The organism is endosymbiont of unidentified scaly snail isolate Monju (assembly GCF_000801295.1).
Lineage (GTDB): Bacteria > Pseudomonadota > Gammaproteobacteria > Chromatiales > Chromatiaceae > MONJU.
Map to the genome: position 1 here is coordinate 157020 of NZ_AP012978.1, position 24582 is coordinate 181601.

Annotated in this window: 24 protein-coding genes, 1 tRNA gene and 1 other RNA gene; 10 read left to right on the forward strand and 16 right to left on the reverse strand. The window is 65.7% G+C overall.

Features of this window, described 5'->3' with window-relative positions; translation table 11 throughout:
* Nucleotide 1: 1 nt before the first annotated feature.
* Genes mreD through EBS_RS00760 form a run of 3 tightly spaced genes read right to left on the reverse strand, consistent with a single transcriptional unit; the run spans nt 2 to nt 2459 of the window.
* Nucleotides 2-481, reverse strand: coding sequence for a rod shape-determining protein MreD (mreD, locus tag EBS_RS00750; RefSeq protein ID WP_043106847.1), 480 nt, complete (start codon nt 479-481; stop codon nt 2-4).
* A complete protein-coding gene (mreC, locus tag EBS_RS00755) occupies nt 478-1374 on the reverse strand; it encodes a rod shape-determining protein MreC (protein WP_148307593.1) in 897 nt (298 codons plus the stop codon). The genes mreD and mreC overlap by 4 nt, the downstream gene beginning before the upstream one ends.
* Nucleotides 1375-1409: 35 nt before the next feature.
* Complete coding sequence (locus EBS_RS00760; RefSeq protein ID WP_043106848.1) at nt 1410-2459, reverse strand: rod shape-determining protein; 1050 nt, start codon at nt 2457-2459, stop codon at nt 1410-1412.
* 235 nt (nt 2460-2694) lie between these two features.
* Between EBS_RS00760 and gatC the strand changes: the two genes are divergently transcribed.
* From gatC to gatB, 3 genes are read left to right on the forward strand one after another with little or no spacing between them, the layout of a single operon-like run.
* Nucleotides 2695-2982, forward strand: coding sequence for an Asp-tRNA(Asn)/Glu-tRNA(Gln) amidotransferase subunit GatC (gene gatC, locus EBS_RS00765; RefSeq protein ID WP_043106849.1), 288 nt, complete (start codon nt 2695-2697; stop codon nt 2980-2982).
* Nucleotides 2983-2996: 14 nt separating this feature from the next.
* The gene (gene gatA / locus EBS_RS00770; protein WP_043106851.1) at nt 2997-4460 is read left to right on the forward strand and encodes an Asp-tRNA(Asn)/Glu-tRNA(Gln) amidotransferase subunit GatA; all 1464 of its coding nucleotides are present in this window, start codon (nt 2997-2999) and stop codon (nt 4458-4460) included.
* A 1-nt stretch (nt 4461) separates the two neighbouring features.
* Complete coding sequence (gatB, locus tag EBS_RS00775) at nt 4462-5907, forward strand: Asp-tRNA(Asn)/Glu-tRNA(Gln) amidotransferase subunit GatB (RefSeq protein WP_043106852.1); 1446 nt, start codon at nt 4462-4464, stop codon at nt 5905-5907.
* 11 nt (nt 5908-5918) lie between these two features.
* Here the strand turns inward: gatB and EBS_RS00780 are convergent, their stop codons facing one another.
* From EBS_RS00780 to EBS_RS00820, 10 genes are all read right to left on the reverse strand, one after another.
* Nucleotides 5919-6977 (reverse strand): GGDEF domain-containing protein, encoded by a 1059-nt coding sequence (locus EBS_RS00780; RefSeq protein WP_052199171.1) that lies wholly within the window; start codon nt 6975-6977, stop codon nt 5919-5921.
* Nucleotides 6978-7162: 185 nt separating this feature from the next.
* Entirely contained in the window at nt 7163-7765 is a 603-nt protein-coding gene (locus tag EBS_RS00785) for a class I SAM-dependent methyltransferase (RefSeq protein ID WP_043106853.1), read from the reverse strand.
* Entirely contained in the window at nt 7737-8309 is a 573-nt protein-coding gene (locus tag EBS_RS00790) for a YqiA/YcfP family alpha/beta fold hydrolase (RefSeq protein WP_043106854.1), read from the reverse strand. Before EBS_RS00790 ends, EBS_RS00785 begins: the two co-directional genes overlap by 29 nt.
* On the reverse strand, nt 8306-9049 hold the full coding sequence (locus EBS_RS00795) for a HesA/MoeB/ThiF family protein (RefSeq protein ID WP_043106855.1): 744 nt from the start codon (nt 9047-9049) through the stop codon (nt 8306-8308). The genes EBS_RS00790 and EBS_RS00795 overlap by 4 nt, the downstream gene beginning before the upstream one ends.
* A 148-nt stretch (nt 9050-9197) precedes the next feature.
* A complete protein-coding gene (locus tag EBS_RS14445) occupies nt 9198-9362 on the reverse strand; it encodes a hypothetical protein (RefSeq protein WP_231892822.1) in 165 nt (54 codons plus the stop codon).
* A gap of 39 nt (nt 9363-9401) precedes the next feature.
* Nucleotides 9402-9608: a hypothetical protein gene (locus EBS_RS14450; protein WP_231892823.1), complete on the reverse strand. Its 207-nt coding sequence runs from the start codon at nt 9606-9608 to the stop codon at nt 9402-9404.
* Nucleotides 9609-9679: 71 nt separating this feature from the next.
* Nucleotides 9680-10501 (reverse strand): peptide chain release factor N(5)-glutamine methyltransferase, encoded by an 822-nt coding sequence (prmC, locus tag EBS_RS00805; RefSeq protein WP_043106856.1) that lies wholly within the window; start codon nt 10499-10501, stop codon nt 9680-9682.
* Nucleotides 10498-11580 carry a peptide chain release factor 1 gene (gene prfA / locus EBS_RS00810; RefSeq protein WP_043106857.1) on the reverse strand — a complete coding sequence of 361 codons (1083 nt, stop codon included), beginning with the start codon at nt 11578-11580 and terminating at the stop codon, nt 10498-10500. The genes prmC and prfA overlap by 4 nt, the downstream gene beginning before the upstream one ends.
* Nucleotides 11581-11587: 7 nt before the next feature.
* Nucleotides 11588-12856, reverse strand: coding sequence for a glutamyl-tRNA reductase (gene hemA / locus EBS_RS00815; protein WP_043106859.1), 1269 nt, complete (start codon nt 12854-12856; stop codon nt 11588-11590).
* A 203-nt stretch (nt 12857-13059) separates the two neighbouring features.
* Entirely contained in the window at nt 13060-13503 is a 444-nt protein-coding gene (locus EBS_RS00820; protein WP_043106860.1) for a hypothetical protein, read from the reverse strand.
* Between the two features lie 187 nt (nt 13504-13690).
* On the opposite strand from EBS_RS00820, the gene EBS_RS00825 reads away from it, so the two are divergent.
* The 7 genes from EBS_RS00825 to pth all read left to right on the forward strand — a co-directional run bounded on the left by EBS_RS00825 (nt 13691) and on the right by pth (nt 19011).
* On the forward strand, nt 13691-15454 hold the full coding sequence (locus EBS_RS00825) for a tetratricopeptide repeat protein (protein ID WP_081999750.1): 1764 nt from the start codon (nt 13691-13693) through the stop codon (nt 15452-15454).
* Nucleotides 15451-16299: a 4-(cytidine 5'-diphospho)-2-C-methyl-D-erythritol kinase gene (ispE, locus tag EBS_RS00830; protein WP_043106862.1), complete on the forward strand. Its 849-nt coding sequence runs from the start codon at nt 15451-15453 to the stop codon at nt 16297-16299. The genes EBS_RS00825 and ispE overlap by 4 nt, the downstream gene beginning before the upstream one ends.
* A 5-nt stretch (nt 16300-16304) precedes the next feature.
* Nucleotides 16305-16379: transfer RNA gene (locus tag EBS_RS00835), tRNA-Gln, on the forward strand.
* 30 nt (nt 16380-16409) lie between these two features.
* A non-coding RNA gene (locus tag EBS_RS13240) (RtT sRNA) lies at nt 16410-16537 on the forward strand.
* Nucleotides 16538-16665: 128 nt separating this feature from the next.
* Nucleotides 16666-17619 carry a ribose-phosphate diphosphokinase gene (locus EBS_RS00840; RefSeq protein ID WP_043106863.1) on the forward strand — a complete coding sequence of 318 codons (954 nt, stop codon included), beginning with the start codon at nt 16666-16668 and terminating at the stop codon, nt 17617-17619.
* Between the two features lie 103 nt (nt 17620-17722).
* A complete protein-coding gene (locus EBS_RS00845; protein WP_043106864.1) occupies nt 17723-18355 on the forward strand; it encodes a 50S ribosomal protein L25/general stress protein Ctc in 633 nt (210 codons plus the stop codon).
* Nucleotides 18356-18426: 71 nt separating this feature from the next.
* Nucleotides 18427-19011: an aminoacyl-tRNA hydrolase gene (gene pth / locus EBS_RS00850; protein WP_043106865.1), complete on the forward strand. Its 585-nt coding sequence runs from the start codon at nt 18427-18429 to the stop codon at nt 19009-19011.
* Between the two features lie 222 nt (nt 19012-19233).
* Here pth and EBS_RS00855 read toward each other — a convergent pair whose 3' ends face one another.
* From EBS_RS00855 to EBS_RS13800, 3 genes are all read right to left on the reverse strand, one after another.
* Nucleotides 19234-22002, reverse strand: coding sequence for an efflux RND transporter permease subunit (locus EBS_RS00855; protein ID WP_043106866.1), 2769 nt, complete (start codon nt 22000-22002; stop codon nt 19234-19236).
* 135 nt (nt 22003-22137) lie between these two features.
* A complete protein-coding gene (locus tag EBS_RS13795; RefSeq protein WP_148307594.1) occupies nt 22138-24417 on the reverse strand; it encodes a DUF1302 family protein in 2280 nt (759 codons plus the stop codon).
* Nucleotides 24323-24553: a hypothetical protein gene (locus EBS_RS13800; RefSeq protein ID WP_148307595.1), complete on the reverse strand. Its 231-nt coding sequence runs from the start codon at nt 24551-24553 to the stop codon at nt 24323-24325. The genes EBS_RS13795 and EBS_RS13800 overlap by 95 nt, the downstream gene beginning before the upstream one ends.
* Nucleotides 24554-24582: the final 29 nt, after the last annotated feature.

The following is a 24582-nucleotide window of genomic DNA, read 5'->3' on the forward strand; positions in this document are numbered from 1 at the left end:
CTCAGGTCACCTTGAAGCGGCGACGGACGTTGCGCAGGGTCACGAATACCCAGGGCCAGAGCAGGGCGCTCACCAGCGGGATGGCCCAGTAGCGCAGCGCCGGGGGCGCCTGCCCGGTCGCCGCCATCACCCACAGCGACAGCATGTGTTCCATGACCAGCAGCACCAGTACCGCGAAGGCCTGTTGCCACAGCGGAAAGACGCGGATCCGCGCATGCAGTTGCACCGTGAGATAGGCCACCAGCGACAGCCCCAGCGCGTGCTGCCCCAGCAGCGTGCCGGTGAGCACGTCGAGCAGCAGGCCCAGGACGAAGCCGGTGCCCACGCTGATGCGGTGCGGCAACGCCAGGCACCAGTAGATCAGCACCAGCACCGCCCACTGCGGGCGGAAGGTGCGTGCCCACTCCGGCAGGGGCAGGATCATCAGCAGCAGGGCCACGCCCAGTGACATCCAGACCACGCTGATGCCGCGTCCGTTCATGGCTGTTTCTCCGGGGTGCCCGCGGCGGGTGTCTCCGGGGTCGCATCGGGTGCGGGCGAGCGGACGGGGGCCGCCGGCACCGGCCACACCAGCAGCACTTCGCGCGAGCGGTCGAGGTGCGCCGTGGGGGTGGCGACGATCTCGGCGAAGGCATTGTCCGGCGAGCGGTTGATGCGGGTCACCGTGGCGACCGGGTAACCGGCAGGAAATTTGCCGCCGAGTCCCGAGGTGACCAGCTTGTCACCCACCTGGATGTCCGAATTGGTTGGCAGGTAGGGCAGGCTCAGCTCGTTGATGCGCCCGGTGCCCAGGGCGATGGTGCGCAGGCCGTTGCGCAGCACCTGTACCGGGATGGAGTGACTGGGGTCGGTGATCAGCAGTACCGTGGACGAGAAGGGCGTGGTCTGGATCACCTGGCCCATCACCGCGTTGGCATCCAGCACCGGCTGACCGATGAACACCCCCGAGGTGGAGCCCTTGTCGATCACCACCTGCTGCCGGTAGGGGTCGAGATCCACCGCCGAGAGCTCGGCGATGAGGATGCGGTCGCCGACCTTGTACGAGGCGTCCAGCAGGTTGCGCAGGTGCAGGTTCTCTGCGCGCAGGGCCTCGAGCTTCTGCAGCTCGGCGCGGGCACGCAGGATCTCCTCGCGCAGGCGGTGATTCTCGGCCTGCAACTCCTCGCGGGTGGTGGTGGCCTCGTCAATCCAGCGCATCAGGCTCACTGGCAGGTCGGCCAGCACCTGCAGGGGGTAGGTGACGAAGGCCAGCATGCTGCGGATCTGGCGCAACTGCTGGAACTGATGATCCACCACCATCAGGGCGATCGACAGCACGATGGCGAGCACGACCCGCGTGGTCTGGGACGGGCCCTGTGCGAAGATCGGCTTGATGCTCGTGCCCTCCGGCCGGCTGACCCCGTCTCTGCCTACTCGACGGTGAAGGCGTCACCGCCGCGCTCGTCCATCAGTTCGAGCGCGCGTCCGCCTCCCCGGGCGACGCAGGTCAGGGGGTCTTCGGCGATGATCACCGGCAGGCCGGTTTCTTCCTCGATCAGGCGGTCGAGGTCACGCAGCAGGGCGCCGCCACCAGTGAGTACGATGCCGCGCTCGGCCACGTCCGCGCCGAGCTCGGGCGGGGTCTGCTCGAGCGCCTTCTTGACCGCGTCCACGATGCCGGTGAGTGGTTCCTGCAGGGCTTCGAGTACCTCGTTGGAGGTCATGGTGAAGCTGCGCGGTACGCCCTCGGCCAGGTTGCGGCCCTTGACCTCCAGCTCGAGCACCTCGTTGCCCGGATAGGCCGAGCCGATCTTCTGCTTGATGCGCTCGGCGGTGGCCTCGCCGATCAGGGTGCCGTAGTTGCGGCGGATGTAGTTGATGATGGCCTCGTCGAACTTGTCGCCGCCGATGCGCACCGAGTTGGAATAGACGATGCCGTTGAGCGAGATGATGGCGACCTCGGAGGTGCCGCCGCCGATGTCCAGCACCATGGAACCGCGCGGCTCGTCCACCGGCAGGCCGGCGCCGATGGCCGCGGCCATGGGCTCTTCGATGAGGTACACCTCGCGCGCGCCCGCGCCGGCCGCCGACTCCTTGATGACGCGGCGCTCGACCTGGGTGGAGCCACAGGGCACGCAGATCAGCACGCGCGGGCTGGGGCGGATGATCTTCGATTCGTGGACCTTGTGGATGAAGTACTGGAGCATCTTCTCGGTTACGGTGAAGTCCGCGATCACGCCTTCCTTCATCGGCCGGATGGCGGTGATGTTTTCGGGCGTGCGGCCGAGCATGCGCTTGGCCGACTCACCGACCGCCGCCACCGACTTGTGGCCGCCGCGTCCGCGATCGTGGCGGATGGCCACCACCGAGGGCTCGTTGAGCACGATGCCCTGGTCGCGGGCATAGATCAGGGTGTTGGCGGTGCCCAGGTCGATGGAGAGGTCATTGGAGAAGAGTCCACGAATACGGCGTAGGAACATGCGATGTCATCCAGTGGCGAGCCCGTGCCCAGGCGGGGCGGGGGATTGGGATCGGTCGAGCAGCCTCCTGGCTGCGATTCAGGCGCGTTAATCTAACAAGTGCCTGCAGCCGGGGGCAAGCGAGTATGCCTCGTTTCGGGGCGCCCGTGCGCCGATGGGGGTCATCGCCGGCTGGCCGGAGCCGGGGCGGATGTGGTAATTTCCCGCCTTCTCCGAGCTGTCCCAAGGCAGATTCATGTCCCTGAGTTCCGACGACGTCCACAAGATCGCCCACCTGGCCCGCCTGGCGGTGAGCGACGAGGAGGCCGAGGCGCTGCGCCGCGACCTGTCCAACATCCTCGGCCTGGTCGAGCAGATGGCGGCGGTGGACACCTCGGCCATCGAGCCCATGGCCCATCCGCTGGCCATGCATCAGCGCCTGCGTCCCGACGAGGTCACCGAGAGCGACCGGCGTGATCTCTACCTGCGCAATGCCCCGGCGGCCGAGAACGGCCTGTTCCTGGTGCCGCGCGTGATCGAGTGAGGCGGGAGCGAGGCATGCACCACAAGACCTTGGCCGAACTGTCCGCCGGGCTGGCCGCCGGCGAATTCTCCAGCGTCGAGCTGACGCGGCATTTTCTCGAGCGCATCCGCGCCCATGACGAGCGCCTCAACAGCTTCATCACCGTCACCGAGGAGCAGGCGCTGGCTGCCGCCGAGGCCGCCGAGGCCGCCGATGCGCGCCGTGCCGCCGGCGAGGCCGGCCCGCTGACCGGCATCCCGCTGGCGCACAAGGACATCTTCTGCACCCTGGATGTGCGCACCAGCTGTGGCTCGCGCATGCTCGACAATTTCGTCTCGCCCTACGACGCCACCGTGGTCGAGCGGCTGGCCGCCGCCGGCATGGTGATGCTGGGCAAGACCAACATGGACGAGTTCGCCATGGGCTCGTCGAACGAGACCAGTTACTACGGCCCGGTGCGCAACCCCTGGGACACCGAGCGGGTGCCGGGCGGCTCCTCGGGCGGCTCGGCCGCGGCGGTGGCCGCCCGGCTCACCCCGGCGGCCACCGGTACCGACACCGGCGGTTCCATCCGCCAGCCCGCTGCGCTCACCGGCATTACCGGGCTCAAGCCCACCTACGGCCGCTGCTCGCGCTGGGGCATGATCGCCTTTGCCTCCTCGCTGGATCAGGCCGGCCCCATGGCGCGCACCGCCGAAGACTGCGCCCTGCTGCTGTCGGGCATGGCCGGTTTCGACCCGCGCGACTCCACCAGCGCCGAGCGCCCGGTGGACGACTACCTGGCTGCGCTGGACCGCCCCCTCGACGGTCTGAAGGTCGGCCTGGTGCGCGAGTTCATGGCGCAGGATCGTCTGCACTCCGGCGTGGCCGCGGCCACCGAGGCGGTGCTCGAGGAACTGAAGCGCCAGGGCGCCGAGGTGGTCGAGGTGAGCCTGCCGCATGCGCATCTCTCGGTGCCGGCCTATTACGTGGTGGCACCGGCGGAATGTTCGTCCAACCTGTCGCGCTTCGATGGCGTGCGCTTCGGTCATCGCTGCGAGGATCCGAAGGACCTCGAGGACCTGTACAAGCGCTCGCGCTCCGAGGGTTTCGGCGCCGAGGTCAAGCGGCGCATCCTGATCGGTGCCTACGCGCTGTCGGCCGGCTACTACGACGCCTATTACCTGAAGGCGCAGCAGGTGCGGCAGCTGATCGCGCAGGACTTCCGCGCCGCCTTCGAGCAGGTGGACCTGATCGTCAGCCCCACCGCGCCGGACGTGGCCTTCCCGCTGGGCGCCAAGACCGATGACCCGGTGGCCATGTACCTGCAGGACATCTACACCATCGCGGTCAACCTCGCCGGGTTGCCGGCCATCTCCATCCCCGCGCCGGCCGCCGACGGTCTGCCCACCGGTTTCCAGATGATCGGCAACCACTTCGACGAGGCCCGCCTGCTCAACGTGGCGCACCGCATCCAGCAGGCGACCGACTGGCACCGGCACGCCCCGGAGGGATTCTGAGATGCAATGGGAAGTCGTCATCGGCCTGGAGATCCACACCCAGCTGGCCACCCGTTCCAAGATCTTCTCGGGTTCGTCCACCGCCTTCGGCGCCGAGCCCAACACCCAGGCCTCACTGATCGACCTGGGTATGCCCGGCACCCTGCCGGTGCTGAACCGGCGCGCGGTGGAGTACGCCGTGCGCTTCGCGAAGGCCATCGGTGCCGAGCTGGGCGAGCGCTCGGTGTTCGCGCGCAAGAACTACTTCTACCCCGATCTGCCCAAGGGCTACCAGATCAGCCAGTTCGAGCTGCCCATCGTCGGCCGTGGCCAGGTGGAGATCGTGCTCGATGATGGCAGCGTGAAGACGGTCGGTGTGACCCGCGCCCACCTCGAGGAAGACGCTGGCAAGTCGCTGCACGAGGATTTCCACGGCATGACCGGCATCGACCTCAACCGCGCCGGCACCCCGCTGCTCGAGATCGTCTCCGAGCCGGACATGCGCTCGGCGAAGGAGGCGGTGGCCTATGCACGCAAGATCCACCAGATCGTCACCTGGCTGGGTATCTGCGATGGCAACATGCAGGAGGGCAGTTTCCGCTGCGACGCCAACGTCTCGGTGCGTCCGCTGGGCGAGGAGAAGCTGGGCACCCGTACCGAGCTGAAGAACATCAACTCCTTCCGCTTCCTCGAGCGCGCCATCGACTACGAGATCGAGCGTCAGATCGACATTCTCGAGGACGGTGGCCGGATCGTGCAGGAGACGCGGCTGTACGACGCCGAGCGCGACGAGACCCGCTCCATGCGTTCCAAGGAAGAGGCCAACGACTACCGCTATTTCCCCGACCCCGACCTGCTGCCGGTGGTGCTGGACGAGGCCTTCATCGAAGAGGCCACCCGCGACATGCCCGAACTGCCGGACGCACGTCGCGCGCGTTTCCAGGAACAGCACGGCTTGTCGGCCTACGATGCGAACGCGCTCACCGCCACCCGCGCCCAGGCCGATTACTACGAGGCCGTGGTGGCCGCCTGTGGTGATGCCAAGCTGGCCGCCAACTGGGTGATGGGGGAGCTGGCCGGCGCGCTCAACAAGGCCGGCTGCGGCATCGAGGACTGCCCGGTCCCGGCTCCGGCGCTGGGCGGGCTGCTGGCGCGCATCCTCGATGACACCATCTCGGGCAAGATTGCCAAGCAGGTCTTCGAGGCCATGTGGGCCGGCGAGGGGGATGCCGACACGGTGATCGAGGCCAGGGGCCTCAAGCAGATCACCGACTCCGGGGCCATCGAGGCGCTGGTGGACGAGGTGATCGCCGCCAACCCGCAGCAGGTGGAGAACTACCGCAATGCCGATCCGGCCAAGCGCCCGAAGATGATCGGTTTCTTCGTCGGCCAGGTGATGAAGAAATCGCAGGGCAAGGCCAATCCGCAGCAGGTCAATGCGTTGCTGCGCGAGAAACTGGGCGGCTGAGAAGGCTTTGCTCAGGCGGTGTTGGGCACGCTCTGGGTGTTCATGTCCACTGCCAGTTGGTTGCGTCCGCTCTGCTTGGCCTTGTACAGCGCCTGATCGGCGCGGTTGAGCAGTTCCATGGGGTCTTCTCCAGGCTGGCAGGTGGCCACGCCGATGGACACGGTGATGCGCCCCAGCGGCTGCTTGTTGTCGGAGCGCACCAGTTTGGCGTCGGCCATGGCGGCGCGGATCTTCTCGGCGACCACGGCTGCACCCTTCAGCCCGGTGTCGGGCAGCATCACCACGAACTCCTCGCCACCGTAGCGCGCCGCCATGTCGCTGCCCTTGGTGTGCTGCCTGAGTACCTGGGCGAGGAAACGGATCACTCGGTCTCCGATCAGGTGGCCGTGCGTATCGTTCACGTTCTTGAAATGATCGATGTTGATCATCAGCAGCGCCAGCGTATCGGGTGCCGGTCCCGACTCGGCATGCCGGGCGAGCGCCTCGGTGAAGGCGCGACGGTTGGCCAGGCCAGTGAGCGGGTCGCTGGAGGCCCGCTTGCGCTCCAGTTCCAGCTCCTCCTGCAGCAGGGTGATCTCCTGCGACTTGGCCTCCAGGTGTTCGTGCAGCAACTGGGTGGAGCGGCGCATGCTGCGGGTCTCCTCGACCAGTGAACGCAGCAGTTCGCGGATGTCCTCCAGGCTGGAGCTGCGCTGCACGTTCTCGACCACGGTGTCGAGATGGCCGCCGAAGCGGCGGGTGTCATCGTCCACGTCGCGCAGCGAGCCGGCCACGTCTTCTATCAGGTCGGTCATCTCGTTGCGGATCTTCAGAAACTGATCGACGTTGCAGCCGCTGGCGTATTTCTCGAACAGTTGTTCGTTGAGTTGGGCAGTGAAGCGGGTGCCGGCGTCGATCAGGCTCTGCAACTCGGCCTTGAGCTCGGGGTTGTCGCCACGCACATACTCGAACCACACAGCGTAGTTGCGCGGGGTGACAGGCACGTTGTGCTTGCTCATGAGCGGCAAGGTAAGGCGAAGGAGTTCAGCGGACTGCTCGGGCGTCACTTCGCTGGTCTCGGGGCGACTCATTGCGGCGATCCTGCTCGTTCGATGTTCTCTCGAGGCAGTAACGGCCGGGGAGGCCAGGACTTTAGGCGGCTTCCGGTCGAGTGCCTTCCTCGCTTGCGGGGGGGCAGGAGGAGGACTGCCCCTGCACGTGGGGAGAGAGGAGAGCGGGGTGCCTTTCTCAAAGGCCCCCGGCGCCTGCCTGGCAGTCAGCGTTTCTCGGCCATCGCCACGGTGTACTGCCGGCCCTGTTTGACCTTGGTGTGGTTGCCGAAGACTTCGCCGAAGGCGCGTTCGATGAAGCGTCGCAGGCCGCTGATCACCACCACGTAGCAGCGGCCACCGGGTTCGAGGCGATCGTGGATGTCGTGGAAAAACAGGTAATAGTGTTCCTTGCTGGTCTTGGCCGGCAGGTTGGTGGCGGCCAGGGTGAAGCGCTGGTCGGCCGGGACATGGCGCAGGCCGTCGCTGAGCATGGCCTCGGCATTGTCGATGCCGTTGCGCCGCAGGTTGGCGTTGGCATAGTCGACAGCGACGAAGTCCTTGTCCACCATCAGGCAGTGCCCCTGGGGGGCGCTGCGCGCAATCGCCATGCCGATGGGGCCGTAGCCGCAGCCGAGGTCGATGGCATGCTCGTCCGGACGGACGGCCATGTGCCGCAGCAGCAGGCGGGTGCCCTCGTCGATGCCCCTGGGTGAGAACAGCCCCCAGGTGGTGTGGAACACGAAGTGGTGTCCCATCAGTTCGTCCTCGAAGACGATGTCCTGGCGCAGGCGGTCGAGGTCAAGCGGAGCGCGGGGTGGCTTTGGCATGGCGTTCGAACCAGTGCGCGATGCGCGGCAGGTAGTCGGGGAAACAGGTAAAGCGATGGTCGCCGCCCGGGTGGACGATCAGTTCCTGGCCGGCATAGTAGTCGGCGGCGATACGCCAGTCGAGCACCTCGTCGCCTTTGGCCAACAGCACCAGGTAGCGCTCGTGGTCCCCCAGCCGTTCGCGGTGCAATGCGCGCAGTTGCGCCAGGGTGTTGCGGGTGACTTCGAAGGGTCGGTCATGACAGTCGCGGTGCCAGCCCAGCCAGTCCTCGAGCAGCAGGTACGGCGCCACGGCGGGATTGACCAGTACCGCCGGGATGTCGTGCCGCCGCTTCAGCCAGGTGGCGTAATAGCCGCCGAGCGAGGCGCCGACCAGTGCGCGCACCGGGTGCCGCTGCAGCAGGTCCTCGAGCAGGGCGATCGCCTCGGCAGGCCGGTGCGGCAGGTCGGGGGTGAGTACCCGTTCGGCGCCGAAATGTTCGCGCAGGGCGCGCGACTTGTTGCTCAGCCCGCAACTGCGAAAGCCGTGGATCCACAGGATCATGGCGAGCCGCACACCGGGCAGGCGGGGTCCGGGCGCAGGCGCAGTTCGCGCCACTGGCTGTGCAGGGTGTCGACCAGCAGCAGGCGGTTGCGCGGCGGATCGCCGGCACCGGCCAGCAGTTTGAGCGCCTCGAGCGCCTGCAGGCTGCCGATCACGCCGACCAGCGGTGCTGCCACGCCGTTCTCGCTGCAGCGTTCATCTATTCCGCCCTCCTCGCCGTACAGGCAACGGTAGCAGGCCTCGTCCTCGCTCCAGGTGAACACCGCCACCTGGCCTTCCCAGCGGATCGCCGCGCCAGAGACCAGCGGCGTGCGCCGGGCGTGGCAGGCGCGGTTGACCGCGAAGCGGGTACCGAAGTTGTCGGAGCAGTCGAGCACCAGGTCGACGGCGGCGACCTGCTGGTCCAGCCCGGCCTCGTCGAGGCGCTGCGGCAGGGTGGTGACCTGGCAGTCGGGATTGATGCGCGCCAGGCGCGCGGCCGCCGAGGCGACCTTGGCCTGGCCGATGGTCTCGGTGTCATGCACGATCTGGCGCTGCAGGTTGGACAGGTCCACCCGGTCGTCGTCCACCAGGGTGAGCCGGCCCACCCCGGCGGCGGCAAGGTACAGGGCCACCGGTGAGCCCAGGCCGCCTAGGCCGATGATCAGGGCGTGGGCATCGCGCAGACGCTGCTGGCCCTCGATGCCGATCTCGGGCAGCAGGATCTGGCGGCTGTAGCAGAGCAGGGTCTGGTCGTCCATGGGACTATTGTAAGCAGAGAGCCCGGTGTCTGCGCGACTGTGCTGGCGAAATCCGGGGGTGTTTCACCCTGACAGGATCATGGACGGCCCCTGTCTGGGTGAAGAACACACTGGCGCGGTCTTCGGAGCGGGCCGTGGCCTGCGGATTTTACAGATAACGTCGCCAATGCTGGGGGCGGTCGTCGCGGCAGCCATGGGTGCGATGAAGGTAGCGGTTGATGAAGATCTTGACGGTGCAGTTGCTCTCTCCGCCCTCGCAGCCGAGGTTGATGCACTGAGTCTCCTCGGTGTACTTGATCAGTGCGCGGCGCATGCGCGAGAGCAGGCTGTTGTCGAGATGGAAGCCGAAGCCCTAGAGGAGCTCCTCGATGGCGGCCAGGGTGGCGTGATGAATGTCGTAGGCCACGCGCAGCTGGGTATCGTCGATGCGCTCGGCCAGCAGGATGCCCTCGCAGTCACGCAGCAGCTGTGCTGCGGTGCCGGCCTGATTGCGGTCGGGGTGCAGGTGGCAGAAGCTGATTTCGCGGAGCTTCAGCGGATTGTCGGGATTGGAGCGCATGGCCAGTCCGTCACGGGGGATTCATTGTCAATCGTGGTCCCGCAAGACGGGGTCGTCAATAGGGGAATCCCTCATGTACGGCGGCGGCCGTGCGAGAAACGCGACAGGCCGGCCAGGTCGAGACCGGTGGCCACCTCGGTGTAACCGGCCTGTTCGAGCAGCTCCCGGCAGGCGGCGCCCTGGTCGTGGCCGTGCTCGAAGGCCAGCAGTCCGCCGGGGCGCAGGCGGGGCTGGGCCTGGGCGACAAGGCGACGAATGGCATCCAGGCCGTCGGGGCCGGCGGTCAGTGCCCCGCGCGGCTCGAAACGCAGGTCGCCCTGTTCGAGGTGGGGGTCGCCTTCGGCCACGTAGGGCGGGTTGCTGATGATCAGGTCGAAGGGCCCGACGATGCCCGCCAGCCAGTCGGCGTGCAGAAAGGTCACGTCCAGGCCGAGTCGTCGGGCGTTGTCGCGCGCCACCGCCAGGGCGCCTCCGCTGCGGTCGCTGGCGAGGATTTCCCAGTGCGGGCGCTCACGGGCCAGGGCCAGGGCAATGGTGCCGCAGCCGCAGCCCAGGTCGATGACCCGCTGCGGGGGCTCGGCTGGCAGCCGTTCGAGCACGAACTCGACCAGGTGCTCGGTCTCGGGGCGTGGGATCAGGGTGTGCCGGTCCACGCGCAGCGGCAACGACCAGAATTCGCGCCAACCGGTGAGGTGGGCCACCGGTTCGCCGGCGAGGCGGCGCGCGAGCAGGGCCTCGAAGCGGCCCTGTTCCTGCGTCGTGGGCGGATGCTCGGGGTGGGCGTACAGCCAGGCGCGCTCGCGCCCCAGGGCGTGCGCCAGCAGGATCTCGGCCTCTGCCGGGTCGGCAAGGCGTCGGCGCGCGTCGCGCAGCAGGTCGCCGACGGTCTTCATGCCTCCTCGCCCAGGTGGGCGAGCTGCGCGGCCTGGTGCTCTTGCATCAGCGGCTCGATCAGCGGATCGAGGTCGCCCATCAGGATCTCGTCGAGCTTGTAGAGGGTGAGGTTGATGCGGTGGTCGGTGACCCGGCCCTGCGGAAAGTTGTAGGTGCGGATGCGCTCGGAGCGGTCACCGCTGCCGACTTGCAGGCGGCGGTCGGCGGCCTCGGCGGCGCGGGCCTCGCGCTCGGCGGCGTCCTTGAGACGGGCGGCCAGCAGGGCCAGGGCGCGCGCCTTGTTCTTGTGCTGCGAACGTTCGTCCTGGCACTCGACCACGGTGCCGGTGGGCAGGTGGGTGATGCGCACCGCCGAGTCGGTCTTGTTCACGTGCTGGCCGCCGGCGCCGGAGGCGCGGAAGGTGTCGATGCGCAGTTCCTGCGGGTTGATCTCGATCGCCTCGACCTCATCGGCCTCGGGCAGGATGGCCACGGTGCAGGCCGAGGTATGGATGCGCCCCTGGGATTCGGTTTCGGGCACGCGCTGTACCCGATGGGTGCCCGATTCGAATTTCAGCCGCGAGTACACCTCCGGGCCGCTCACCCGGGCCACCACCTCCTTGTAGCCGCCGTGTTCGCCGGGGCTCTCGCTGAGGATCTCGGTGCGCCAGCCGCGCTGCTCGGCATGGCGCAGGTACATGCGCAACAGGTCACCGGCGAACAGTGCTGCCTCGGCGCCGCCGGTGCCGGCGCGAATCTCGAGGAAGACGTTGCGGTCGTCGTTGGGGTCGCGCGGCAGCAACAGGCGCTGCAGCTCGGGCAGCAGCTGCTCGGCGCGCTCGCGGGCCTCGCGCAGCGCCTCCTCGGCCAGTTCGGCCATCTCCGGGTCGTCGAGCATGGCCTCGGCCTGCTCGCGTTCGCGTTCGTTGTCCAGCCAGTCGCGCCAGGCAGCGGCGACCGGTTCGAGGCGGGCGTATTCGCGGCCCAGCTCGCGGAAGCGGTCGTTGTCGTTCTGTACTTCGGGGTCGGCGAGCAGGGCCTGGACCTCGGCGAAGCGCTCGGCGATCTGCTCGAGCCGGCGGCGGATGCTGGGTTTCATGGCTGGCTCAGGACTTGTTGCGGTCGTGGCCGAGCTGGAACAGGGTGTTGGCCGCGTCCAGCAGCTCGTGCCGGCCGCTGCTGCCGGCCAGGCGCAGCTGGGTGCTGGGGGTGTGCAGCAGCTTGTTGGTGAGGGTGTGGGCCAGGTAGTCCAGCACCTCGTGCGGGTCGCGCCCGGCTTCGATCATGCGCCGTGCCCGGGCCAGCACCTCGTCGCGCAGGCCCTCGGCATGGGCGCGGTAGTCCTGGATGAGATCCACCGCGTCCAGCGAGCCCAGCCAGGCGCGGAATTCGCGGACCTGGAAGTCGATGATCTCGCGCGCCTGCTCGGCCGCCTCCTGGCGCGAGCGCAGGTTCTCCTGGATCACCTCCTGCAGGTCGTCCACGGTGTAGAGATAGACGTCGCGCAGCTTGGCTACCTCGGGTTCGATGTCGCGCGGCACCGCGATATCGACCATGAACACCGGGCGGTGCCGGCGCTGCTTGAGCGCGCTCTCGACGGTGCCCTTGCCCAGTACCGGCAGCGGGCTGGCGGTGGAGGCGATGACGATGTCCGCCTCGGCCAGGTGTGCAGGCAGCTCGGTCAGGCCGATGGCATAGCCGCTGAACTCCTCGGCCAGCTCGCGCGCGCGAGAGACGGTGCGGTTGGCGACGATGATGCGGCCGATGCCATGCTGGTGCAGATGGCGGGCGGCCAGCTCGATGGTCTCGCCGGCGCCGATCAGCAGCGCGGTCTGGTCGGCCAGGTCGGAGAAGATCTGTCGCGCCAGGCTCACCGCGGCGAAGGCCACCGATACCGGGCTGTCGCCGATGGCGGTGTCGGTGCGCACCTGCTTGGCGGTGTTGAAGGCATGCTGGAACAGGCGCTTGAGGGTCTTGCCGGTGTGTCCGGCATCGGTGGCGGTCTGGAAGGCCGCCTTCACCTGGCCGAGAATCTGCGGCTCGCCGAGCACCATGGAATCCAGGCCGCAGGCCACCGACAGCAGGTGGGCCACCGCCTCGTCGTCACGGTGTTCGTACAGGTAGGGGGCGATATCGTTGACCACCAGGCCGTGGAACTCGGCGATCCAGCAGCGCACCTGCTCGACCTGGTCCTCGTCCACGTTACAGTACACCTCGGTGCGGTTGCAGGTGGAGAGGATCACCGCCTCGTTCACCCCGGGGCGCTCGCGCAGGTTGCGCAGGGCGCCGACCACGATGTCGGGCCCGAAGGTCACCCGTTCGCGGATGGCAACCGGCGCGCTGGTGTGATTGAGACCGACGGTGAGCAGGGTCATGGCGGGGCGGGAATGTCTCTGGCTACGGCCTTGGGACCGGAAATTTTGGATTATCAATGAGTTGAATGCAAGGCAATGTCCGATGTGTGTGATGCCGGACGCGCGATCCCTGCCGTGTGTTCGGCGTTTGTGTGAGCGGGAATGCGTGGGGGAGTGATGGTCATCGACCGACCGGAGGGGCTCCGGCCGGTCGGTGCTATGGTTCATGCCTGAAAGTCGTTGCGGGGTGGTGGAGGGGGCGGGGAGTCATTGTCCTCGCAGATCAGGTTCTGGGTCAGGCAGAGGGTGCCACCGATGATGGCACCACCCAGCAGCAGGGCCGCGCCGGTGCCGATCTCCGTGCCGCCGAGGGTCAGGTCGTTGCTGCGCGGGTCCCGCACCAGCAGGGTCATGCCGTTGAACCGCAGGTTGTGCAGCTGGCCTTCCTGGAAGCGGAAGTCGACCAGGTTGCGCTGCAGTACGGGCTGGCCAGGTCCGGTTCGCAGGGACTGGTCCAGGCTGAGGCCATAGCTTGCCGGGTGGTGGGCGCCGCCGTCGAAGGGCAGTCGATAGTAGATCGAGACCCGTGAGTCGTCGAAGCCGGCGGCCAGGCTGGCGCCGCCGAGTACGGTAGCCAGGGTGGCCGCCAGCAGTCGGGTTCCTTTCATCCTTGGTCCTCCTCACCTTGATGGTGGTTGTCGTGTTGTCGGGGCCGGGTAATCGCGCAAAAGGCGAACGCCCGTCGGGAGCCTAGCACCATTTTTTCTTCGAGGCGGGGCTTCGCGGGTCTCCCGGCCGATCGTCTCGTGAGGCCTTCGCGTTGCTTTATGGTTTCCTTCCGGTAATCTTGATCCGATGAAGTCCCCCTGCCGTCTTTTGCCGATCACCCTGTCCCTGGTGCTGAGCGCCTGTGGCGGGGGCATGCTGTCCAAGCGTCCCGATGTTTCGTCCGAAGCCGCGACAGCTGCACGGCAGGCTCCGAAGGCACTGCCGTTTCCCGCGCCAGAGCGCCCCGCGGTGTCGCTCGACCAGGATCTGTTGCTCGACTACCTGGTCGGCGAGATCGGTGCGTGCCTGGGGGATTTCGGCAAGTCGGCCAGGGCCTACCTCGAAGCGGCGGAGCGGGCCCGCGACCCTTATGCCGCCGAGCGCGCCACGCGTATCGCCTGGCATGTGCAGGATATGGGGCTGGCGCAGCGAGCGGCCCGTCTCTGGGTCGAACTCGCGCCCAACAGCCTGGCGGCCCGTCAGTTTCTAGGGCTGGCCCTTTTGCGCGCGGGCCAGTCTGCCGGCGCCCTGGTTCAGTTCCGCGCCATGCTCGAGATCGCCCATGCCCTCGGCAAGGACGGTTATCTGCTGGTGGCCGGCGCCCTGGCGCGCGAACAGGACAAGGGTCGTGCCCTGGCGCTGATGCGCCAGCTGGCCGGCGAGACGCCGGACGCCGCGGGTGCGCGTTACGGTCTGGCTCTGCTGCTGACCTCACAGCATCGCTATCCCGAGGCCGAGAGCCTGTTGCGGCAGGTGCTGCACCGAACGCCGGAACGGGCGGAGGCCTGGTCCCTGCTGGCTCGGGTGTTGATCGCCCGGGGGCAGCGCGATGCGGCGTTGGATGTGCTGGAGCAGGCGCTGGATCACCATCCGGGCAATCGCCGCCTGCGGCTCAGTCGTGCCCGCCTGCTGGTGGCTGCCGAGCGTTACGAAGACGCGCTGGCGCAGTTTCGCGAACTGTACCGGCGAGACCCGAAGGATCTCCAGGTGCTGTTTGGTTACGCCATGCTGGCCACGCAGCAGCAGCGCTGGGAAGAAGCGCGGCGGCTGTGGCAGGCGTTGCGGGGCAGCCCGCGATTCGCCAACGACGCGACCTATTTCCTGGGGCAGGTCGAGGAGGCCAGCGGCAACAAGGTCACGGCGATCGGGCTGTATCGCAGCGTAAATCAGGGTGATCTGCGGGCCGACGCGACCATTCGCGCCGCCGTCCTGATCGCGGAAGACGTCAAGCGCCTGGACGAGGCTCGTCAGCTGCTGCGGCGCGCGCGCGAGGCGGTGCCCAAGCGCAAGGCCGATCTCTATCTTGCCGAGATCGAGCTGCTGCGGCAGCACGGCGCGAATCGTGCGGAAATTCTTGGTCTCTACGAGGAGGCTTTGAAAGCCCTGCCTGGTAACACCGACTTGCTCTACGGGCGTGGGCTCTACTATTCCGAGGTCGGCGACCATGCGGCCATGGAACGCGATTTTCGGCAGGTGCTGAAGCAGGACCCGCAGCACGCCGATGCCCTCAACGCCCTGGGCTACATGCTGGCCCAGCGGAACGTCCGTTTGCAGGAGGCGCGGCGCTATATCGAGCAGGCCCTGCAGCTCAAGCCGGACTCGCCCGCAGTGCTCGACAGCATGGGCTGGGTGTTGTACCGCCTGGGGCAGCTCGAAGCTGCGCGCGACTACCTGCAACGTGCCTGGCAGCGGGATCACGATGCCGAGATCACCGGTCACCTGATCGAGGTGCTCTGGGCGTTGGGCGAACGCCGCAAGGCGCGCCGGTTGCTCGAGGAGGCCCTGCGGGAAGGCGCCTCCGACGAATATCTGTCGCGCCTGCGGCAGCGCCTGCTCGAATCCGGGTCATGAGCGACTGGTCGCGCGGCTGGCCGGCGCCGGCCAAGCTCAATCTCATGCTGCGCATCACCGGCCGCCGCGCCGACGGCTATCACGAGCTGCAGACGGTGTTCCAGTTTCTGGATCTGTGCGATGAGCTGGACTTCCGGGTGCGGAAAGACGGAAAGGTTCGGCGGCTCGACCCGCTGCCGGGGGTCGCTCCCGAGGCTGACCTCACGGTGCGCGCGGCGCGCCTGTTGCGGAACTACGCCGGTGTGGCGCCAGGTGTGGATATCGCCCTGCGCAAGCGATTGCCCATGGGGGGCGGCCTGGGCGGCGGCAGTTCCAATGCCGCCACCGTGCTGCATGCGCTCAATCATCTGTGGGGCTGCGGTCTGGACGACGCCGAGCTGGCCGTCCTGGGTCTGCGCCTGGGGGCCGACGTGCCCATCTTTGTGCACGGGCACGCCGCCTGGGCCGAGGGCGTGGGGGAGCGCCTGCGCCCCATCGCGTTGCCCGAGCCCTGGTATCTGGTGATCGCACCCGATTGCCACGTGGCGACCGGCGAAGTATTTTCCGCCCCGGAATTGACAAGAAATTCCCGCCCGATCATAATACGCGCCTTTATTGCGGGCGACCGGCGCAACGATTGTCTTCCCGTCGTCCGCGAGCGCTATCCGGCAGTATCGCAAGTCATTGAATGGCTTGAAGAACGTGCCGAGGCTCGGCTGACTGGCACCGGTGGCTGCGTGTTCGCCGAGTTTGCCTCGGCCAGTGCGGCAGAACAGGTCCGGCAGCAGGTGCCGGCCGACTGGCAGGCCTGGGTGGCGCGCGGGTGTAACCGCTCTCCCCTGCGAGGGCGGCTTGAGCACGACTGAACAACTGGGGTGTCGCCAAGCGGTAAGGCACCGGACTTTGACTCCGGCATGCGCAGGTTCGAATCCTGCCACCCCAGCCATATTTGGAAACGGCCGCGTAGCGGCCGCGCTGGGAGTATCCTGGTGGCAGGGTTCGAACCGTAGGGGTTCGACAGAGGCGCGCAGCGCCGGAGCGCGCCGCCGCAGGCGGCGGCCCGAAGGGCCGGGGCGAAGCCGAGCCATCCTGCCACCCCAGCCATACTTTGAAGGGTCGCAGCGCAGGCCGGCAGCGACAGCACAAGCAGACAGGGCGGCTGCGGGGCCGCCACAAAAGAGAGGTCGCCGGGGCGCGGCCTTCTTCGTCTCTGATACCTAGCGGAGAACGACATGCCCGCCAGCAGCATGATGGTGTTTTCGGGGAACGCACATCCCGAACTGTCGGTCGATATCACCGACTATCTGAGCATCCCGCTGGGCAAGGCGGTGGTCGGCCAGTTCAGCGACGGCGAGGTGATGGTCGAGATCGAGGAAAATGTGCGCGGCCGCGACGTGTTCGTGGTGCAGCCGACCTCGGAGCCGACCAACGACAACCTGATGGAACTGCTGGTGATGATCGATGCCCTGCGCTGGGCCTCGGCGCGGCGCATCACTGCGGTCATCCCCTACTTCGGCTATGCGCGGCAGGACCGGCGGCCGCGCTCGGCCCGGGTGCCGATCACCGCGCGCCTGGTAGCGAAGATGATTGCCACCGCCGGTGCCGACCGGGTGCTGACCATGGATCTGCATGCCGACCAGATCCAGGGTTTCTTCGACATCCCGGTGGACAACGTGTACTCGTCGCCGATCCTGCTGGGCGACATCTGGCGCCAGCAGTATCCCTATCTGATCGTGGTCTCGCCGGACGTGGGTGGCGTGGTGCGGGCCCGCGCGCTGGCCAAGCGCCTGGACGACGCGGATCTGGCGATCATCGACAAGCGCCGGCCCAAGGCCAACGAGGCGCAGGTGATGAACATCATCGGCGACGTGGCGGGACGCACCTGCGTACTGGTGGACGATCTGGTCGATACTGCTGGCACCCTGTGCAAGGCCGCCGGTGCACTCAAGGCCGCGGGGGCGGCCAAGGTGGTGGCCTATTGCACCCACGCGGTGCTGTCGGGACCGGCGGTGAGCAATATCCAGGCCTCCGACCTGGACGAGCTGGTGGTGTCCAACACCATCCCGCTGCGCAAGGAGGCGAAGGCCTGCAGCAAGATCCGGCAGCTCTCGATCGCCGGCCTGCTGGCCGAGACGATCCGCCGCATCAGCAACGAGGAATCGGTCAGTTCGCTGTTCGTCGATTGAGCAGCGGGCGGATCAAGGCGCAGGCGCGAGCCTGCATTCAGGGGTCCTGTCCAGTGCCTGGTCGCGGGCGGACAGGGCCGTTACACGAGAACGGGAGTTCGCAATGAGCAATACAGTCGATTTGAAAGCCGTCACTCGCGAGGTGCAGGGCAAGGGTGCGAGCCGCCGCCTGCGTCGCGAGGGCATGGTGCCCTGCATCCTCTATGGTGGGGGCAAGGAACCACAGATGATTGCCACCCGGCACAACGAGCTGGTGCACGAACTGGAAGACGAGAGCTTCTTCTCGCGCGTGCTGACCATCGAGATCGACGGCACGCCGGTCAAGGCCGTGCTCAAGGACCTGCAACGCCACCCGGCCAAGCCTTTTGTCCTGCACGCCGATTTCCAGCGCGTGTCCGAGCACGACGCCATCCGCATGCACGTGCCGCTGCACTTCATCAACGAGGACAAGGCGCCGGGCGTCAAGGCCGGTGGTGAAGTCTCGCACATGCTGGCCGATGTCGAGGTCATCTGCGAGGCCGGCAGCCTGCCTGAGTACATCGAGGTAGACCTGAGTGGCATGCAGATCGGTGACATGTTGCACCTGAGCGACCTCAAGTTGCCTGAAGGTGTGGAACTGGCCGCCCTGTCGCACGGCGAGGAGTCCGAGAACATGGCCGTGGTCAACATCCACGCTGCGCGCGGCGCTGCTGCCGAAGAAGGTGGTGAGGAAGAAAGCGAGGCCGAAGGCGAGTAATGCGCCGACAGTTTGGCTGAGAGAGCGGCGGCCCCTGGCCGCCGTTTTCATATCCGGCGAGGAAGCAGAAGATGAAAGGCGATGCCATCCAGTGCGTGGTGGGCCTGGGCAACCCCGGCCCCCGGTATGCAGATACCCGGCACAATGTGGGTTTCTGGTTCGTCGATCGCCTGGCCAGGCGTTATGGCGCGGTGCTGCGTGCCGAGAACAAGTTTTCCGGCGAAGTGGCGCGCATTCGCACCGAGACGGGTGAGTGCTGGCTGCTCAAGCCCATGACCTACATGAATCACAGTGGTCGCGCGGTCGGCGCCTTCGCTCGTTTCTACCGGATCCCGCCAGAGCGCCTGCTGGTCGTCCATGACGATCTGGACCTGGCGCCAGGGACCTTCCGCCTGAAACGCAGCGGGGGACATGGTGGCCACAATGGCCTGCGTGACATCATCGCTGTGCTCGGCAGCAAGGACTTTGTGCGTGCCCGTATCGGCATCGGTCACCCGGGGCACCGGGATGCGGTGACCGATCATGTCCTCTCCCGCCCGGGCAAGATCGAGCAGGAGGCCATCGAACGCGGTCTCGACGAGCTGGAGCGTCACTGGCCGCTGGTGCAGGCCGGAGACCTGCAAACGGCCATGCAGGCGATCCATTCCACGACCTGAGGACGTCGCGGCGAGGGAGCTGATTCGGTGTGCAGGAGGCCCTTCACTGGACCGAATTGTTCGCGGAGAGGTGGCTCGCGGCGGGGGCGCCGCTCCTGCAGCTGTATTTGATGCGAGGTGATGCGGTAGGGGATCCGTCCCCGAGCCGAACCGCAGACAACAAAAAGGCCCGCCGAGGCGGGCCGAACGGTCGCAAGCCCCGGCAGGGCCGGGGCGTTCTTGTTATCCCTGGAACACGTATCTCGGCTTGAGCCACTTCACCAGCAGCGGCAGCACCATCAGGGCGGTGATCACGTCGATGACCAGCGCCTCGCTGATGTAGACCGCCAGGCCCCAGGTGTTGGCCAGGTCGGTGCCGACCAGCGGGATGAAGCTGCCGAGCAGCACCACCACCGAGAGGATGACCGCCGAGCCGGTGGTGTTGAGCGTGTTGCTCAGGGCATCGGCCCAGCGTCCGCCGGTGGTGGTCATCTCTTCACGCAGGCGCGAGATCATGTAGATCCCGTAGTCCACGCCCAGGCCCATGGCGATCGACAGGGTCACCAGGAGGTGGAAGGCGAGGTTGCCCGACCATTTCTCCACTGAGGTGAAGTAGCCGCCCAGGCCGTACTGCGCATACAGCGTCACCATCAGGGTGGCGACAAGGATGGCAGCCACGGGCACCGAGCGGAACATCAGGGTGGTGATGACGAACACTGCCAGTGCGGTCTGCAGCGGGCTGATCAGCCAGTTGTCCATGGCCACTTCGCGGGTGGCCTCGGTGGCGCCGAGGAAGCCGCCGATGCCCGGCTTGACGTAGTTCGACCCTTCCTGGCCGAGGCGCTGGTCGCATTCCTCGTACTTGGCCTGATCGCTGGCCGGCCCGCAGCGCAGGCCGAAGTTGACCAGGCGGAAGCCCGGGCCGTTCTTGTGCTCCTCGATGTAGTTCTGGATGTCCATGGTGACCTCGTGGGTCTCGCGCGGGTCCATGGTGTTGATGAAGCCCAGCACCACACCTTCGTTCCAGGTCTGGGTGTTGACGAAGGAGTCCATCTCGCCTGCGCCGGTCATGGATTCCAGCAGGCCGTTGTACATCTCGATGATCTCGTCCGGGCTGCGGTCGTCATCGGGATCGATGGCCTTCAGGTAGGCCTCGTTGGGCACGCGCAGGTCCTTGACGTCGGGCTTCTCGCCCTGCTCGGCCGCCAGCAGCATGTTGATCAGGCGGATGTACTGGGTGTACGAGCCGGTATAGCCGACGTACTTGTGGGCACGCAGCCAGTTGTCGAACTTCTCGATGTCGGTATGCAGTGCGGCCTTGTTGAACACGCCCTGCTGGCCGCAGGCCTCTTCGTCCCAGCAGCCCATCTTCTGCTTGTACAGGGCGCATTGCTGGGCCTTCTCCTTCGGGTCCTCGATGTCGTAGACCTCGTCCGGGAAGTAGTTGTCCACACAATCGGGGGCGACAGGTTCCTTGCCCCGGATGGGGATCGACACCGAGATCACGCCGGGCATGATGCTGTTGAGCACCACCAGGTCCTTCCAGGTCTGCGAACTGCCCTTGAAGGCGGCGCGGGCGTAGTTGATGCCCTTCTCCACCCCCGGCATGATGTCGCCTTCCTGTTCCAGCTTGACCTGGTCTTCGGGGATGCCCTTCCAGTTGAACAGGTTGGTGTAGTAGGTCGAGACCACCATGATGGCAGCCACTGCGCCGATGGGGATCCACTTGCCCGGGCCGCTGATCAGCCGGGTGATGAAGCCGCCCACCGATTTCTCCCAGCTGTGGCCTTCGAGGTTCTTGCATTCCTCCTGCGAAGGCGGGAACTGGGTGAGCAGCAGCGGGGTCAGGGTGGTGGTGGTCACCAGCAGCGTGAGCATGCCGAACATCCCGAAGTAGGCGTAGGCCTTGTAGAAGGAGATGTCCACCGTGGCCAGAGTCGCGAAGCCGACCATGTCGGTGACGATGGCCAGGGTCGCCGGGATGATGGTGTGCCCGATGGCAATGCGCGCTGCCGCGTCACAGTCACCGCTCTTGCCGTGCTCGAGCAGGAAGCGCCGCGTGACCTGTACCGAGTGGCCGATGCCGATGGCCAGCAGCAGCATGGGGGTGAGCTTGAAGGCGGACAGGCCCATCAGGCCCAGGGTCATGATGATGGTCATGAACACGCCGATCAGCGGGAAGATCGCGCCGCGCCAGTTGCGGAACTCGATCCACAACACCGCGACCACGATCAGGATGGACAGCACGAACAGCCACCACTTGTTGACCAGGTCCTGCAACATCCAGGCGAGGAAATAGGGCTCGCCGGCAACGTACAGCTCGACGCGGTCGTCCTGGGCTACCTCGTCCATGATGGCGCGCACCTGACGCACCCAGGGCGGGTACATCTCCTTCACCTCGTCGGTGTAGTCGGCGATCACGTAGGCCGCCTTGGCCACGCACTCGTCCTTGTGGTAGTCCTCGTAGGCGCAGCGTTTGCCGTCCGGTCCCCACATGGACACCAGCATGGGGGCCATCACCGGGTTGGTCTTGACGCCCTCGCGCAGGAAGGCAAGTTGTTCCTTCGCTACCTCGGGGTCGTTGCTGATGCCTTCCACCGGGATCAGGCGCTTGAACACCAGGCCGTTCTCGTCGGTGCTCATGTACTTGATCTTCTGCGCCGCGATGTCGATGAAGTTCGCCGGGCGCGAGGTCGGCAGGGCCTCCAGCTTGTTGTGGATCTCCTGGATCTTGTTGATGAACCAGGGCTGCCAGATGTCGCCTTCCTTCACCTTGAGGGCGAACACCATCAGGTTGCCCATGCCGAATTTCTCTTCGGCATAGGCGTTGGTCGCCACGTAGCGGTTGCTCGGGGGTAACAGGGTGTCGGGGTCGTTGCGGATGTCCAGATTGGGAATCTGCAGCGCCGCGAGCACCGTGACCACGATCAGGCCGATGATCAGCACCCAGCGGTTTCTCAGCATGAAGTCCGCGTAGCGGTCCGCAAACTTGTATTCGTTGTCAGTACTCATGCGTCTCTACTCGTTGTTGTCTTTACTGCACCCGTCCAGGTGGGGGCAGGTCCTTCCTCCGATGCAGGGGCAAAAAGGGCGGCGCCAGCCGAAACCGTGCGCCGCCCTCGAATGCTCAGGCGAGCTGCGGCCGCATCATTCGATGATGTACTTCAGGCCCACCTGGATGTTGGACGAGTTCTTGAACTGGCCGAACATGGTGTCCTGGTCGCCCCAGTACATGTTGATCTCGCCGGTCACCACCAGCTCGTCCGACAGCGAGTACTCGGCGTCCAGGCGATCCCAGAAGCCGCCCCCTTCCTCGTACATGACGATGTTGTTCCAGCGGCCCAGATCCGATTCGCCGAAGGGCCGGGAGAGGAAGAAGGAGTAGAACTCCTGGGTCTTGCGGCCCTTCTGCAACCCGTTGGTCAGGTGCATGGTGGCCGGGTTGGCGGTGTAGCGTCCGCAGTTGGCAGTAGTGCAGGGAGACCCATTTCCATCGACCTTTTTGTCAACGAAGTCCAGATTGATGAACTGGATGAACTGGATGAACTGGATGAACTGGATGAACTGGATGAACTGGATGAACTGGATGAACTGGATGAACTGGATGAACTGGATGAACTGGATGAACTGGATGAACTGGATGAACTGGATGAACTGGATGAACTGGATGAACTGGATGAACTGGATGAACTGGAAGCTGGTAAACAGGTTGGTCATCACCGTGGTGTCTACACCGATCACGTACTTGACGAAGTCGCTCGGCTTCGTGGTCAATGCAGCGGTCAGGTTGCCGCGGGCCAAGGCGTTGCGATCCACGATTGGTTGGTGCACGTCTTTCTGATAAAGGAATTCACCGCGCAACACCACCGGTTGGTCGGCGTTGTCGAAAGCGTAGTCGAAGGAGCCGCCAATATTATGGACGCGCGTGAGTTTTTCTTCGAATACCAGAATTGGTGCGCCACCATTCGCAATAGCGGTGCCGACATCGTAAGGCATGTCTACGCCAGGGGTGCCAGTAGCATAATTGCCGGGTGTGTATTGGACGTTGGCCCCATATCCCGTTGTCGCAGCAATGCCGGGTAGATCTGTGAGCTGCACAATAGTTGTACCGGCGTTTGTCGTATACTCGTTAACAGCCAGTCTTTTTCCCGTGCCATCTTCCCAGTGAATGTTTACTACAGGGTTGGGGTCGTAAGCGTACAGATAGTTGATGCCGAAATTCAGGCCGTTATCCAGACTGCTCCGGTAGCGAATACCGAAGTTGGCATCCGTGCTCTTCGGTTCCTTGCGGTGATAACGGGTTGTCATGCCCACGTAGGTGTTGAATGTGGCGAACGTGGCGTTTGTCATATATTCCCAAGTGGAATTGGGACTGGCTGGATTCCAGCCGGCGCCGGTAGTGCCGATCACCGTCCCTGTTTGATCAACTACAGTAGAGGTGTCAACTAGATTTGTTATGAACTGGTTTGTGGCTTGGGTGAATTGAGAAAGGCAGTTTGCACCGCTAACCGTGACAGCGTTTGGATCACCCGTGGTTCCTGCTGGAGCAGCACAGTTATAGCTGTTAAAGGGATTGGTAGCGTCCCAATCATATGACCCGGAAGTGTAAGCGCCAACAGTTGCAAATTCTGGTTGGGCAGGATTGGCGCCCGCTAGGGGGTTTGTAAAAGTGCCGGTTGTTCCATTGCCATAGAAAGTTGCGGTTACTGCGCCCATAGCGGCTCCAATATTGAAGAAGCCGTTGACCCGGCCGATGATGGTATCCACGCCCTTCATGATGAAGGGGTGGCCGCTGGCGGAGCCACGCAGTTGAGAATTGTCACTGGGAGTTGGAGGAACAGTTCCTGGTGGATTGCCAGGACCTCCAGTGCCAAAGGGGTCGTTGTAGATTACCGCTGCACCACGATTTCCACTGTTGGTCAGGCCGGGGATCTTGCTGGATTCGGACTGAGCGACAATGAACTGCACGTTACCGTTCTCGCCCACGTTGCGCTCGGCGTTGATCATCCAGACCGGGATGCGCGAGTCTTCCATGGTGTTCTGCACGAACTCGCGCCAGTCGGTGGGGTTGATGATGTCGAGCAGCTTGATGCCGTCGGCGGTGCCCCAGACCACCTGCTGCTTGCCCAGACGCAGGTCCCAGCCGCCGGCGGTGCCCCAGACCACCTGCTGCTTGCCCAGACGCAGGTCCCAGCCGCCGGCGGTGGTGTCGACGTAGAGCTCGCGGAACCAGTCGTTCTGGGTGTAGTTCTTGTGTCCCTTGTAGCCCGACTCGGCGGCGGCGTCATACACGAGGTTCAGCTCGCCGTGCCAGCTCGATTCCTCGCCGATGTCACCGTTGAAGAAGATCTTGGCGGAGTTCTCGAACTTGCCGATCTTGCGCCCGTCCCCCTTGTTGTCGAGGGTCGAGGGTCGAGGTGGCTTCACCGGTGCGAATGCCTTGCTTGAAGAAGACGGCGGTCTCGTTTTTCAGGATGACCGAGGTCTCGACCTCGGCGGTGGCGATGTTCGGGAGGGCGATCGCAAGGGCGACCGCGCTGCCCAACAAGGACTTCTTGAACATGTGATTTCTCTCCCTTGGCGCTGGGCGCC

Coding starts and splice junctions, on each gene's coding strand:
- EBS_RS00845 (WP_043106864.1), top strand. CDS start 17,723: ATGAGCAATACAGTCGATTTGAAAGCCGTCACTCGCGAGGTGCAGGGC.
- EBS_RS00825 (WP_081999750.1), top strand. CDS start 13,691: ATGAAGTCCCCCTGCCGTCTTTTGCCGATCACCCTGTCCCTGGTGCTG.
- pth (WP_043106865.1), top strand. CDS start 18,427: ATGAAAGGCGATGCCATCCAGTGCGTGGTGGGCCTGGGCAACCCCGGC.
- gatB (WP_043106852.1), top strand. CDS start 4,462: ATGCAATGGGAAGTCGTCATCGGCCTGGAGATCCACACCCAGCTGGCC.
- EBS_RS00790 (WP_043106854.1), bottom strand. CDS start 8,309: ATGATCCTGTGGATCCACGGCTTTCGCAGTTGCGGGCTGAGCAACAAG.
- EBS_RS00795 (WP_043106855.1), bottom strand. CDS start 9,049: ATGGACGACCAGACCCTGCTCTGCTACAGCCGCCAGATCCTGCTGCCC.
- prmC (WP_043106856.1), bottom strand. CDS start 10,501: ATGAAGACCGTCGGCGACCTGCTGCGCGACGCGCGCCGACGCCTTGCC.
- EBS_RS00840 (WP_043106863.1), top strand. CDS start 16,666: ATGCCCGCCAGCAGCATGATGGTGTTTTCGGGGAACGCACATCCCGAA.
- EBS_RS00780 (WP_052199171.1), bottom strand. CDS start 6,977: ATGAGTCGCCCCGAGACCAGCGAAGTGACGCCCGAGCAGTCCGCTGAA.
- ispE (WP_043106862.1), top strand. CDS start 15,451: ATGAGCGACTGGTCGCGCGGCTGGCCGGCGCCGGCCAAGCTCAATCTC.
- EBS_RS00760 (WP_043106848.1), bottom strand. CDS start 2,459: ATGTTCCTACGCCGTATTCGTGGACTCTTCTCCAATGACCTCTCCATC.
- gatA (WP_043106851.1), top strand. CDS start 2,997: ATGCACCACAAGACCTTGGCCGAACTGTCCGCCGGGCTGGCCGCCGGC.
- gatC (WP_043106849.1), top strand. CDS start 2,695: ATGTCCCTGAGTTCCGACGACGTCCACAAGATCGCCCACCTGGCCCGC.
- EBS_RS14445 (WP_231892822.1), bottom strand. CDS start 9,362: ATGCGCCGCGCACTGATCAAGTACACCGAGGAGACTCAGTGCATCAAC.
- mreD (WP_043106847.1), bottom strand. CDS start 481: ATGAACGGACGCGGCATCAGCGTGGTCTGGATGTCACTGGGCGTGGCC.
- EBS_RS00820 (WP_043106860.1), bottom strand. CDS start 13,503: ATGAAAGGAACCCGACTGCTGGCGGCCACCCTGGCTACCGTACTCGGC.
- EBS_RS00855 (WP_043106866.1), bottom strand. CDS start 22,002: ATGAGTACTGACAACGAATACAAGTTTGCGGACCGCTACGCGGACTTC.
- EBS_RS14450 (WP_231892823.1), bottom strand. CDS start 9,608: ATGCGCTCCAATCCCGACAATCCGCTGAAGCTCCGCGAAATCAGCTTC.
- EBS_RS00785 (WP_043106853.1), bottom strand. CDS start 7,765: ATGCCAAAGCCACCCCGCGCTCCGCTTGACCTCGACCGCCTGCGCCAG.
- hemA (WP_043106859.1), bottom strand. CDS start 12,856: ATGACCCTGCTCACCGTCGGTCTCAATCACACCAGCGCGCCGGTTGCC.
- prfA (WP_043106857.1), bottom strand. CDS start 11,580: ATGAAACCCAGCATCCGCCGCCGGCTCGAGCAGATCGCCGAGCGCTTC.
- EBS_RS13800 (WP_148307595.1), bottom strand. CDS start 24,553: ATGTTCAAGAAGTCCTTGTTGGGCAGCGCGGTCGCCCTTGCGATCGCC.